Raw genomic sequence first — 12263 nt, 5'->3', positions numbered from 1 at the left:
GTGGTGGACGAGATCGCCGCCACCGAGACCGGCCCGAACGACAAGCCGGCAGAGGACGTGGTGATCGAGGGCATCGAGATCAACTGATCCCGGTCGCGGGCCCCCGCCCCGGGCGCGGGTGGCCCGGCTCGGGGGCGGCCCCCGGGACCGGAGGGCCGAGCCGCCCGGGTGCCGAGGGCCCGGAGCCGGGCGCCCGGCGCCCGGCTCCGGGGAACCTCACTCCCCGGCCGCCATCACCTCCCGCCAGCCCGGGTCGGTCGCGACGCGCACCAGGTCGTCCGTCGAGAGCGGCATGTCCTCCCGGATCGGCTCCTCACCGTGGTCGGGGGCGTTGATCACCGTGAACTCGACGCGGAAGCCGTCGGGGTGCATGGCGTGCGCCCACCACAGGGTCTCCGAGGTGTACTCGGGGTCGGAGAGCGTGCAGACCGCCACCCGCAGGCCGTCGGTCCGGGACTCCTCGACGCAGTCGGATACCGGGTCGTCGAGACCGAAGGCGGGATCGTCGCCGCCGACGAGGTAACCCTCCGGTCCGAAGTCGATGTCGGCCCGCACGGCGCCGTCGCCGTCGTCCAGCACCACACCGGGCAGGAACCCCGGCTCCCCCGGGTGCTCGGTCATGTCGATCCCCTCGGGGAGAAGACCGGCCAGGTGCTCACGGACCTCCGCGGCCTTCTCGGCGGTCGGCGGCTCCCACTCCTCCCCGTCGTCCTCGGTCCCGTCACCCTCGGCGGGCGGGCCGTGCCGGACGTCCACCTCGTCGAGAACCCCCTGCCACACCGGCGCGAGGACGACCTCCTCCAGGGTGTCCCGGTTGATCGGGAAGGCGTACCCCTCCAACTCCTCCGGCCCCGCCACGTCCTTGGTCATGGAGAAGAACACCTGGCGCCCGCCGGGGCCCTCGCCGTCGGACCCTCCGGGGCCCCGGAGGGTCGCCTCCAGGGTGCGGGTGGCGAACCCCTCGCCCCCGACGATGTCGACCGACGAAACGGCGTCCTCCCATGAGGCCACCGAGAGCACGGAACCGTCGGCCAGCCGCCGCTCCTCACACTCGACTTCCTCCCCCGCCTCCTCGAACTCCTCCCGGGCGGCGCAGTCCACGGGACCGTCCCCGCCCTCCTCCACGGTGCGGCCGAGGGCGAGGGTGACGTCGAGGGAACCGGGGCCGTCCTCCAGTTGCATCCAGACGACGGGCTCGGGGTGGAGGTCCGGGCCGAACCCCTCGGAGCTCTCCATCGCGGTGTCCTCGGGCAGCATCGCCAACAGGGTCTCCACCATGTCCTCGCCCGTTCGCGGAATGTCGGCGGCGACCGGGGTCGAGCGGTCACCGCCGGGCAGGGATATGGCCGCCACCGTGACGGCGACCAGGGAGGCCGCACCGGTCATCATCGCGGCCCGCCTGCGCCACACCCGGGCCCGGCCGCGCCGCAGGCCACCCTCCATCAGCTTCGGGGTGTCGGGGCGGAATTCGTCACCGGTGCGTCGGAGCATGTCGGCCAGCCTCTGTTCGAATTCGGTCTCCGGGCCGCCCGGCTCGTCCGAGCCCGTGGTGCTCCGCGCCCCGCCGTACCCGGGGGTACCGACGACGGTCTTTTGTCCGTGGATGTCATCGGCCTCCGGGACCCGGTTCGACCCCCGCTCCGGGTCGGCCGGGAGCCTCGGGTCCCGCCGCCCGCTTCCGGTCGGGGTGTCCTTCTCCTCCCCGCCCCCGGCGGGGAAGGTGTTCTCGTCGTGTGCGCTCATGTTTCTCGCCCTCCCTGCGGTGACGGGTTACGCGGTCAGTTCGGTGATGTCCCGGGCGCCGAGCACGGCGCGCAGGCGGGTCAGCGCCCGGCCGCTGCGGCTGCGTACGGCTCCCGGGGTGGTACGCATGACCTCGGCGGTCCGCTCCACGCTCAGGTCCTCCCAGAAGCGCAGGACGAGTACCGCCCGGTCCTCGGCGGAGAGCTGGGAGAGCGCGGTCAGGAGGGTCACCCGCAGCGGGGTGTCCTCCCCCTCGGTACCGTGGTCGGGTAGGCCGTCCACCGGCCGCTCACCGCTGCTGCGACGGCGGCGATGCGTCAGATGAGCCCGTATCAGCACCTTCTGTGCGTAGCCCACCGGGTTCTCGATGCAGGAACGCCGGCTCCAGGCGGAGTACATCCGCCCGAAGGTCTCCTGCACCATGTCCTCCGCGAGATGGGTGTCCCCACCGGTCAGCAGGCAGGCCGATCGGTAGAGCGGCCCGCTGCGTACGCGGATGAACTCGTGGTAACTCTCCCTGTCCCGTTGCCTCATGGGTCCCCCTGTCCCCTTCTTCACCCTCTTCGCCGCCCCCGGCCGTATGGCCGGCGGGCGGTACCGGACCGGTGGTGGTCCACCGGCCGGGACGGCTCCCCGGCGACCGGCCCCCGATGGCCGCGGCGTTCCGTCCTCACCATGGAGATGCGCGAGCCCCCCTCGGATGTCGCACCCCGGAGGCAAGTTTTTTCCCGGGAGGCCCCGGGAGGCACGGCGCCGGCCGACTTCCCCACCCCTCTCCCGTCCCCTCCCGTCGACCGACGACCCCACCGACGGATCGGGTCGGGAGCCGCGCCGGAACCGAACACGCCGGGCCCCGGGCCCCGGAACCGGCGGAGGCGCCCGGAGGAACGCGGCCGCGGGCGGACGGGCGGTGCGGGGTCTCCCCGGCGCGGAGGCGATCGGCCGATACGGTCCCACCGGCGGCGGGTCCACCGCCCCCACACCCCCGCCGGCCGGCCGAGAACACACCGTTCCCGGAACATCACCCGAACCCCGGGAACCACTGTTCGGAGGTGCCCGGCGCGACAACGCCGGCCACCGCGTCGGGCCACCGCCTCCCGGACGGCCCGGGCCGACACCGCCGGCCATCGGGCGGGACACCCCCGGTCCCCGGGGCACTCCCCGTCCTCGGCGCCGGGGTTCCGGCCGACCGGCACCGGCCGCCTCCGCGCCCCCGACTCGGAGGCCGGCTCAGAAAAAGGTGCGAATGTAGTCCTTGACCGTCCCGTCCCCCGCCACCAGCGGGATCAGCGGCCACTTCTCGAAGATCGTGCAGGGGTGCGACATCCCCAGCCCCACCCAGTCCCCCACCTCGGGTGGCTCGGGGCTCCCGGAGCAGTCGAGGAAGGCGTGCTGATCGGCCAGCCGGGTGACGGTGACACCGGTGGCGCGACGCATCCGGTCCGCGGTGTCCCGCACCACCTGCACCTCGGGCAGCCCCAGGTCGTAGGCGACGTCCCGCTTGCCCGCGTTGATCAGGGCCAGCCCCGGCTCGGGGCGGGAGACCACCTGGGCCCACAGCCGGAAGGCGGGCAGCAGGAAGCCCTCCTCGGGTATCCGGTTGAAGGGGGTCACCTCCCGGTAGCGGCCGTCGTCGTGGCTGATGTAGGCGCCCGAGCGCAGCAGCCGGCAGACCGGGCGGGAAAACCGGGGCAGCTTGGCGAACGCCTCGGCCACCGCGTCGAACCAGGCGCTGCCACCCGCGCTGATCATGATCTCGGGGGTGTCCCGGAAGCGGCCGGCCCGGTCGAGGGTCAGCGCCAGCGCGCTCAGCGACTCCAGCCAGGCACGCACCCCGGCGCCGTCGGCCTCGGGCAGCTCGCCCTCGTAACCGGCGACGCCGACCAGGGTGAGGGTGCTCGTGGCGTCCACGGCGCCGGCGACCGCCAGGGCGGTGTCGGTGTCCCGCACCCCGGATCGGGCTCCGTCCGATCCCAGCTCGATGACGACCTCCAGCGGGCGGCGGGCCCCGGCCCCGCGCAGGGCGCGGTCCATCAGCTCCACGCCGCGCACGGAGTCGACGTACACCACGCAGCGGAAGTGGGGGTCGGCGGCGAGTTCCCCGGCCAGCCAGCCGAGGGCGGCGACGTCCACGAGCTGGTTGGCCAGGAAGATCCGCTGGACGCCGAAGTCCCGGGCGACCCGGGCCTGGTGCGGCACGGCGACGGTGATGCCCCAGGCGCCGTGCTCGACCTGGCGCCAGAACAGCTGGGGGGCCATGGAGGTCTTGCCGTGGGGGGCGAACTCCAGGCCGTGGCGGTCGGCGTACCGGGCCATGCAGCGCAGGTTGTGTTCCACCGCCTCGGCGGAGAGGGTGAGGATCGGGGTCGTGAAGCCACCCCGGTAGAGATTGCGCCGCTCGGCCGTGAGTTCCCGGACCGTGCGTCCGGCGGCGTTCGGCGGCAGGCCCTTGAAGCGGTGGTCGACTCTCTCTCCACCCAGACGGTCGAGCGCGGTCGCGATGGCCATGGCTGCTGTTTAACAGCCCGCACGCGGCTGGTCAACGGAGCGCCGGTGCGCCCCGGGGACCGTCCGAGTGGCGAATAACACCGCGCGTCCGCCACCGGCCCGCCGTATGGTGACCGCTATGCAGGTGACCCAGTCAACGAAGCTCGCCAATGTCTGCTACGAGATCCGGGGACCGGTGCTCGAGGAGGCACAGCGGCTGGAGGCCGCGGGTCACCGCATCCTGAAGCTGAACACCGGGAACCCCGCCGCCTTCGGGTTCGAGTGCCCGCAGGAGATCCTCGAGGACATCCTGCGCAACGTGGGCTCCGCGCACGGTTACGGCGACGCCAAGGGACTGCTGTCGGCCCGGCGGGCGGTGCAGCAGCACTACCAGACGCGGGGGATCGACGTGTCGGTGGAGGACGTCTACCTCGGCAACGGCGTCTCCGAGCTGATCCAGATGTCGATGCAGGCGCTGCTGGACGACGGTGACGAGGTTCTGGTGCCGGCCCCGGACTATCCGCTGTGGACGGCGTCGGTCTCGCTGGCCGGCGGTACGGCGGTCCACTACCGCTGTGACGAGTCCTCGGACTGGCTGCCGGACCCGGCCGACATCGAGCGTCGGATCACCGACCGCACCAAGGCGCTGGTGATCATCAATCCGAACAATCCGACCGGTGCGGTGTACCCGGTGGAGATGCTGCGGGAGCTGACCGAGATCGCCCGCCGCCACAATCTGGTGCTGTGCTCGGACGAGATCTACGACCGGATCCTCTACGACGACGCCGAGCACGTCCCGACCGCCGCCGTCGCCCCCGATCTGCTGACCCTCACCTTCAACGGGTTGTCGAAGAATTACCGGGTCGCCGGGTATCGCTGCGGTTGGATGGCGGTGTGCGGTCCCAAGGCGCACGCCGGCAGCTACATAGAGGGTCTGACGATCCTGGCGAACATGCGGCTGTGTGCCAACATGCCGGCGCAGCACACCGTGGCGGCGGCGCTCGGCGGACGGCAGACGATCGAGGACCTGGTGCTGCCCGGCGGCCGGATGCGGGAGCAGCGCGACGCCGCCCACGAGCTGCTGACCTCGATCCCCGGGGTGACCTGCGTGAAGCCGAAGGGCGCGCTGTACGCCTTCCCGCGGTTGGATCCGCAGGTCTACAAGATCAAGGACGACCGGCAGATGGTGCTGGACCTGTTGCGGGCCGAGCGGATCATGATCGTGCACGGCACCGGGTTCAACTGGCCGGAGCCGGATCACTTCCGGATCGTCACCCTGCCGTCGGTGGAGCAGCTGACCGACGCGATCACCCGGATCGGCAACTTCCTCGACGGCTACGGGCAGTACTGACGGAGACCGGCCGACACCGATCACCACCGATCACCACTGTCCGCCACGTCCGGCGGCGTTCCCGCCCCGGACACGCCGGAGGCCCCGCACGCCATTGTGCGGGGCCGGTTCACCGGTCGCGGCGGGGCGGAGGTGGGGTCTTTCCGCGCGGCCCGCGCCCGCCGTCGGTCAGCCGAGCCGGTCGACCAGGGCGTGGTACTCGTCCCACAGCTCCTTCGGGGTTCGGTCACCGAAGAGCTCCAGGTGGCCGGGGACCAGGGATGCCTCCCGGCGCCACTCCTCCGGGTCCACCTCCAGCAGGAAGTCCAACTCGTCGCGGGTCAGGGCCAGCCCGTCGGTGTCCAGCGCGGCCGGGGTGGGCAGCACGCCGATGGGGGTGGTCACCCCGTCGGCCGCCCCGCGCAGCCGCTGCACGATCCACTTGAGCACCCGGCTGTTCTCGCCGAAGCCGGGCCACACGAAGCGGCCGGCGTCGTCCTTCTTGAACCAGTTGACCCAGTAGATGCGGGGCAGCTTCGCCGGGTCCGCCTTGGCGCCGACCTCCAGCCAGTGGCCGAAGTAGTCGCCCATGTTGTAACCGCAGAACGGCAGCATGGCGAAGGGGTCGCGACGCAGTTCGCCGACGGTGCCCTCGGCCGCGGCGGTCTTCTCGGAGGCGATGTTGGCGCCGAGGAAGACGCCGTGTCGCCAGTTGAAGGACTCGGTGACCAGCGGGACGGCCGTGGCCCGGCGTCCGCCGAAGAGGATGGCGGAGATCGGGACGCCGCGCGGGTCCTCCCACTCGGGGGCGATGGTCGGGCACTGGGCGGCGGGCACGGTGAACCGGGCGTTGGGGTGGGCGGCCGGGGTGTCGGAGTCCGGCGTCCAGTCGTTCCCGCGCCAGTCGGTGAGGTGGGCCGGGGGCTCGGCGGTCATCTCCTCCCACCACACGTCGCCGTCATCGGTGAGGGCGACGTTGGTGAAGACGGAGTTGCCCCACAGGGTGCGCATGGCGTTGGCGTTGGTGTGCTCACCGGTGCCGGGCGCGACGCCGAAGAAGCCGGCCTCGGGGTTGATGGCGTACAGCCGACCGTCCTCGCCGAAGCGCATCCAGGCGATGTCGTCGCCGATCGTCTCGACCTTCCAGCCGGGGATCGTCGGCTCCAGCATGGCGAGGTTGGTCTTGCCGCAGGCGGAGGGGAAGGCGGCGGCGATGTAGACGGGCTCACCGGCGGCGGGGTCGTCGGCGGGCGGGGTGAGCTTGAGGATGAGCATGTGCTCGGCCAGCCAGCCCTCGTCGCGGGCCATGACGGAGGCGATGCGCAGCGCGTAGCACTTCTTGCCGAGCAGGGCGTTGCCGCCGTAGCCGGAGCCGTAGGACCAGATCTCGCGGGTCTCGGGGAAGTGCGAGATGTACTTGGTCGTGTTGCAGGGCCACGGCACGTCGGCCTCGCCCTCGGACAGCGGGGCGCCGACGGAGTGGACGGCCCGCACGAACCGTCCGTCCTCGCCGAGCCGCTCCAGCACGGGGGTACCCATCCGGGTCATGGTGCGCATGGCCACGGCCACGTAGGCGGAGTCGGTGATCTCCACGCCGAGCGCCGAGAGCGGGGAATCCAGGGGGCCCATGCAGAAGGGGACGACGTACATCGTCCGGCCGCGCATGGAACCGTGGAAGAGGCCTTCGGAGCCGCTGAAGATCTCCCGCATCCGGTCGGGTGCCATCCAGTGGTTGGTGGGGCCGGCGTCCTCCTCCCGCTCGGAGCAGATGAAGGTCCGGTCCTCGACCCGCGCGACGTCGGTCGGGTCGGAGGCCGCCCAGTAGGAGTCGGGCCGCTTGTCGGGGTTCAGCGGCGTGAAGGTTCCGGTGGAGACCAGCTGCTCGCACAGCTGCCGGTACTCCTCCTCGGATCCGTCGCACCACACGACGCGGTCCGGCTGCGTGAGGGCCGCGATCTCGTCGACCCAGGCGATGAGTTCCTGGTGGCGGGTGGGAACCGGGGTGCTGGTGGGGGCCGTCGGGGTGGGCGCCACGGTATCGCTCCAGATGAGGGTTTCGAGGGTTGGGTCGGCCCCGTGGGGGCTGCGATCCGAATGCGTCTGCCGCTCATTCGGTATCGACCACGCTCATCTGAGTTTCCCAACTGTTCACGTCTGTGTCCAGCGCGGCTCAGGTGAGCATCGCCACTCGCGCCGGGAGCATGAACCGGCGCCCGCCTCCCGACCCCTCCCGGCCCCGGCCGCGACGTGGGTTCGGTCACACCGGGACGCGGCCGTGACACGCCCCGGGGGTACGGGAAGGGGAGGATTGGGGTGGTTCGTGCCGACGGGACGCGGAAACCGCGCCCGCCACCGGGCCCACCGGCATCCCGGCCGCGCAGGGGGCCGAGACCCCTCGCGTCGGAGGGGCGGCCCCCCGGGCGATACCCGGGGTTCCGTGGCTAGCATCGACATATGACCGATGCCCCGGATCCCACGGCCGGCTCCCGACCCCCGCAGCCGGCGGGCGCGCGCCCCGCGCGCCCCTCCTCTCCGGACTCCCCGGGGGCGCCCCCGGCCACGGTCACCGTGACGGGCCGGTCCGCCGATGACGAGTCGCAGATCGCGCCGGGCGCCGCCATGGAGTTCATCAAGCCCCGGCTGCGGGGTTGGCTGCACGCCGGCATGTTCCCCGCCGTACTGGTGGCGGGCATCCTGCTCACCGCTCTCGCACAGACCCCGGAGGGGCGACTGGCCTGCGCCGTCTACACCCTCACCGCCTGCCTGCTCTTCGGGGTCAGCGCGCTGTACCACCGGGGGCGGTGGGGTCCGCGGGCCATGGCCGTGCTGCGCCGGCTCGACCACGCCAACATCTTCCTGATCATCGCCGGTACCTACACCCCGTTGACGATCCTGCTGCTGGAGGACGGCCGCCAACAGATGTTGCTGTGGGGCATCTGGCTCGCCGCCGCCGCCGGTATCGCCTTCCGGGTCTTCTGGGTGGGCGCCCCCCGATGGCTCTACACCCCCTGCTACCTCGCCATGGGGTGGGCCGCCGTCTTCTTCCTGCCCGACTTCATGCGCGCCGGCGGCATCGTGGTCATGATCCTGATCGTGATCGGCGGATTGCTCTACAGCGCGGGCGGGGTCGTCTACGGGCTCAAGCGCCCCAACCCCTCCCCCCGGTGGTTCGGCTTCCACGAGGTCTTCCACTCGTTGACCCTCGCGGCGTTCGTCGTGCACTACGTCGGGATCTCACTGGTCGCCTACGGCACCGGCTGATCCCCGGCGCGCACCACCGGCGTACGACCGCGGCCCCGAACCCCTCCGCGGGGGTTCGGGGCCGCGGTCGTACGCCGGGACCGGTCGGTCCGGGCGTCAGGGCGTGCCGTCGGGACGCAGCCGCTCCGCCAACTCGGCGGGATCGGTGGTGGGCGCGGAACAGACGAAGTTCCGGCACACGTACGCAGTCGCCAGCCCCTCCCGCAGCGGGCGATCGCGCAGTAGCGGCGCGGTGTCCGTGTCCGCGCCGTCCGGCTCGCCGAGCGCCACCACCGCGCCCGGCGCCGTGGAACGCAGCGCCACCCGGTGCAGTTCGGTCCGGAGCGGATCGCCGGGCGGCCCCACCACGGCCACCTCGCGCGGACCGTCCAGCGCCGCCTCGGCCACCGCCAGGCCCCACCCGGCGAAGCGGGGCGCCCGGGGGGCCAGGGCCGAGACGATCCCCAGGGCCCGCTCGGCGGCCTCCCGGTACCGGGCGTCACCGGTGTGGGCGGCATGGGTCAGCAGCGCCCCGGCGGCGGCCGTCCACCCGGAGGGGGCGGCACCGTCCGTGGGGTCCTGTGGACGCCGGATCAGGCGTTCGGCGTCATCCGCCGTGTCGTACAGCGAGCCGTCGGCGTCCCGGAACCGGGTCAGCACCACCTCGAGCAGGACACCGGCCAGATCCAACCAGGCGACCTCACCGGTCGCGGCGTACAGGGCGTGGAAGCCCTCGGCGACATCCGCGTAGTCCTCCAGCACGCCCGCGCTGCGCCCCGGCTCGCCTCCCAGCGAGGTGCGCGTCAGTCGACCGTCGGCATCCAGGTGTCGGCCGACGATCAGATCGGCGGCCCCCTCGGCGGCCTCGACGAGATCGGGGCGGTCGAAGCAGATTCCCGCCTCGGCGAGGGCGGCGATCGCCAGGCCGTTCCAGGCGGCGACGACCTTGTCGTCGCGTTCCGGACGCGGCCGGCGGTCGCGGGCGGCCAGCAGCCGGCGGCGCACCTCGGCGGGCAGGGCGGCGGCCGGGTCGTCCTCCCCCGCGGCGGCGCGCCCGGGGTCGGTGGGGTCGCCGGACGCGCCGGTTCCGCCGGCCGGACCGGCGGGCGGGGGCAGGCGGAGCACCGACCGGCCCTCCTCGAAGGTGCCCTCCTCCGTGACACCCAGCAGGTCGAGCGCGGCGTTCACGGTCGCCTCGTCCAGCCCCTCCAGTGCCTCGCGCACCTCCGCCGGCGTCCACACGTAGTGGGCGCCCTCGATGTGCGGCCCGTCCGGATCGGCCGGATCGGCGCTGTCCGCGTCCAGCGCGGAGGCGAAGCCGCCCTCCGCCGTGCGCAGATCGCGGATCATGAAGTCGGCGGTGTCCAGTGCGACGCGGCGGTCCCGGGGGGTGCCGTCCGCACGCCACAGATGGGTGTACACCCGGCACAACAGGGCGTTGTCGTAGAGCATCTTCTCGAAGTGCGGGACAGTCCACTCCGCGTCCACCGAATACCGGGCGAAACCACCGCCGAGCTGGTCGTGGATGCCACCGCGCGCCATCGCGTCACAGGTCCGGCGCGCCATCCCCAGCGCGCCGGCCGCGCCGGTGCGGGCGTGGTGGCGCAACAGGAACTCCAGCACCATGGAGGGCGGGAACTTCGGCGCGCCGCCGAACCCGCCGCGCGCCATGTCGAACTCCCGGCTCAGTTGGAGCAGCGCCGCGGCCTGCTCGGCCGGCCCGGGTGGGTCGGGAAAGTCGCGGACCCCCTCCCGGCCCGCCAGGTCACGGGCGATGCGCCCGGCGACACCGCCCACCTCCTCGCGCCGATCGGTCCAGGCGGTGTGCACCCCCTCCAGCAACTGCCGGAAGGACGGCAACCCGTGGCGCGGCTCCGGGGGGAAGTAGGTGCCGAAGTAGAAGGGCTCACCCTCGGCGGTCATGAAGACGGTCATCGGCCAGCCACCCTGCCCGGTGGCGGCCTGCACGGCGTCCATGTAGACGGAGTCCACGTCGGGCCGCTCCTCGCGGTCCACCTTGATCGCCACGAAGCGCTCGTTGAGGTAGGCGGCGACATCCGGATCGGCGAAGGACTCGCGGGCCATCACGTGACACCAGTGACAGCTCGCGTAACCGACACTCAGCAGGACCGGCGCGTCCCGGCGGCGGGCCTCCTCGAAGGCCCCGGGCGACCACGGCCACCAATCCACCGGGTTGTCGGCGTGCTGCAGGAGATAGGGCGAGCTCTCTTCGGCGAGTCGGTTGGCCATGGACCCATCCTGCCGGAGACCCCCTCCGGGGCCCGGTACCGGCGCGGGCCCGGCCCGACTGTTTCCCGGCGCCCGGAGGCCACCGGGCGTCGGACCGGGCCGACGGCCCGGTGGCGGGCTCAGGACTGGTAGGGCTTCGCGTCGATGACCTTGACCATGGCCATCTTGCCGTTCGGCAACTCGTATCGGGCCTCGTTCCCGGCTCGCTTGCCGGTCACCGCGCCGCCGAGGGGCGATTGCGGGGAGTAGGTCTCGATGTCGGAGGTCGCGAACTCCCGGGACGCCAACAGGAAGGTCATCGTGTCGTCCTCGTCGCCGTCGAAGGCGATCGTGACGACCATGCCGGGGGCGACCACGCCGGTGTCCGCCGGGGCCTCGCCCACCTTGGCGGTCCGCAGCAGGTGCTCCAGTTGGCGCACGCGCGCCTCCTGCTTGCCCTGCTCTTCCTTGGCCGCGTGGTATCCCGCGTTCTCCTTGAGGTCGCCCTCCTCGCGGGCGGCCTCGATCTTCTTGGCGATCTCGGTGCGTGCGGGACCCGACAAGTGGTCCAGCTCGGCCTTGAGCTGGTCGTACGCCTCCTGGGTCAACCAGGTGACGCTCTCGCTGGTCTGGGTCACAAGTAGCTCCTAGGAACTTTTCGGCGGAATACAAACAAGGCCCGACCCGGAAGGCGGTGACGCCCCGGGTGGGCGAAACATCAATCGTACCGAAGGGCGATCGAGTCGCCGGAGAATTACCCTGCGGCGTCGCCGGCAAACCGGCAACCCGCCATTCGTCCCCGCGCCGTGATCCGTTCCCCCCGCGAACCCGGGACGGACACCTTCCGGTGGCCGTGGATGACGGAGAGTGCCCGATCGACGTGTCGCCGGTGGGCGTCCGGCCGAGCGGCGCGGGTGGGTGACATCGGAACAGTGGCGGCCCCGGGCGTGTCGGAACCGTTCACCCGGGCGGGATCCCGTTCCCGGAACGCTCCGGGGATTCGCGGGCGCGCGGGGTCCGCCCCCGGCCGGCCGGGAAGCCGGCCCGTCCCCCGCCCGCCCGGAGCCCGACCCGGCCGACGCCTTGGTGGGAGGCGTCGGCGGGGGCCACGGAGCGGACCGGTGGATCCCCGACGGCGCGTCGGTTTCCCCAACCCGCCCACAGCTTCGGGAGGTTCGGGTCCGCCGCGTCACCGTCGCGTGAAAGGTGTCACAGCCGTGTGAATTACGGGTTC

The 12263-nt window shown here is 72.5% G+C and carries 8 protein-coding genes; 2 read left to right on the top strand and 6 right to left on the bottom strand.

All coding sequences use genetic code 11. From position 1 onward, the window contains the following. Positions 1–216: 216 nt before the first annotated feature. The 3 genes from LZF96_RS23365 to LZF96_RS23355 all read right to left on the bottom strand — a co-directional run bounded on the left by LZF96_RS23365 (position 217) and on the right by LZF96_RS23355 (position 4251). The gene (locus tag LZF96_RS23365; protein WP_233876283.1) at positions 217–1743 is read right to left on the bottom strand and encodes a hypothetical protein; all 1527 of its coding nucleotides are present in this window, start codon (positions 1741–1743) and stop codon (positions 217–219) included. Between the two features lie 27 nt (positions 1744–1770). Further along, positions 1771–2277 (bottom strand): SigE family RNA polymerase sigma factor, encoded by a 507-nt coding sequence (locus LZF96_RS23360; protein ID WP_233876281.1) that lies wholly within the window; start codon positions 2275–2277, stop codon positions 1771–1773. Positions 2278–2973: 696 nt separating this feature from the next. Further along, positions 2974–4251, bottom strand: a complete 1278-nt coding sequence (locus LZF96_RS23355; RefSeq protein WP_233876279.1) for an alanine racemase — start codon at positions 4249–4251, stop codon at positions 2974–2976. Between the two features lie 118 nt (positions 4252–4369). Here LZF96_RS23355 and LZF96_RS23350 point away from each other — a divergent pair, with 118 nt between their 5' ends. Next, entirely contained in the window at positions 4370–5581 is a 1212-nt protein-coding gene (locus LZF96_RS23350; protein ID WP_233876276.1) for a pyridoxal phosphate-dependent aminotransferase, read from the top strand. 168 nt (positions 5582–5749) lie between these two features. Here LZF96_RS23350 and LZF96_RS23345 read toward each other — a convergent pair whose 3' ends face one another. Beyond that, positions 5750–7594, bottom strand: coding sequence for a phosphoenolpyruvate carboxykinase (GTP) (locus LZF96_RS23345; protein ID WP_233876274.1), 1845 nt, complete (start codon positions 7592–7594; stop codon positions 5750–5752). Positions 7595–8179: 585 nt separating this feature from the next. Between LZF96_RS23345 and LZF96_RS23340 the strand changes: the two genes are divergently transcribed. Continuing rightward, positions 8180–8821, top strand: a complete 642-nt coding sequence (locus LZF96_RS23340; protein WP_233876291.1) for a hemolysin III family protein — start codon at positions 8180–8182, stop codon at positions 8819–8821. A gap of 96 nt (positions 8822–8917) precedes the next feature. Here the strand turns inward: LZF96_RS23340 and LZF96_RS23335 are convergent, their stop codons facing one another. After that, a complete protein-coding gene (locus LZF96_RS23335) occupies positions 8918–11050 on the bottom strand; it encodes a thioredoxin domain-containing protein (protein ID WP_233876272.1) in 2133 nt (710 codons plus the stop codon). Between the two features lie 119 nt (positions 11051–11169). Further along, positions 11170–11667, bottom strand: coding sequence for a transcription elongation factor GreA (greA, locus tag LZF96_RS23330; RefSeq protein ID WP_233876269.1), 498 nt, complete (start codon positions 11665–11667; stop codon positions 11170–11172). Positions 11668–12263 lie beyond the last annotated feature (596 nt).

The organism is Streptomyces sp. ST2-7A (genome assembly GCF_021390475.1).
Classification (GTDB): Bacteria; Actinomycetota; Actinomycetes; order Streptomycetales; family Streptomycetaceae; genus Streptomyces.
Note: the sequence above shows the minus strand (reverse complement) of the source record. Positions and strands in the feature narration are given on the sequence as shown.

Excerpts from the sequence above, each read along its gene's own strand:
- LZF96_RS23365 (WP_233876283.1), bottom strand. The coding sequence starts at position 1,743 with ATGAGCGCACACGACGAGAACACCTTCCCCGCCGGGGGCGGGGAGGAG.
- LZF96_RS23355 (WP_233876279.1), bottom strand. The coding sequence starts at position 4,251 with ATGGCCATCGCGACCGCGCTCGACCGTCTGGGTGGAGAGAGAGTCGAC.
- LZF96_RS23350 (WP_233876276.1), top strand. The coding sequence starts at position 4,370 with ATGCAGGTGACCCAGTCAACGAAGCTCGCCAATGTCTGCTACGAGATC.
- LZF96_RS23360 (WP_233876281.1), bottom strand. The coding sequence starts at position 2,277 with ATGAGGCAACGGGACAGGGAGAGTTACCACGAGTTCATCCGCGTACGC.
- LZF96_RS23335 (WP_233876272.1), bottom strand. The coding sequence starts at position 11,050 with ATGGCCAACCGACTCGCCGAAGAGAGCTCGCCCTATCTCCTGCAGCAC.
- LZF96_RS23340 (WP_233876291.1), top strand. The coding sequence starts at position 8,180 with ATGGAGTTCATCAAGCCCCGGCTGCGGGGTTGGCTGCACGCCGGCATG.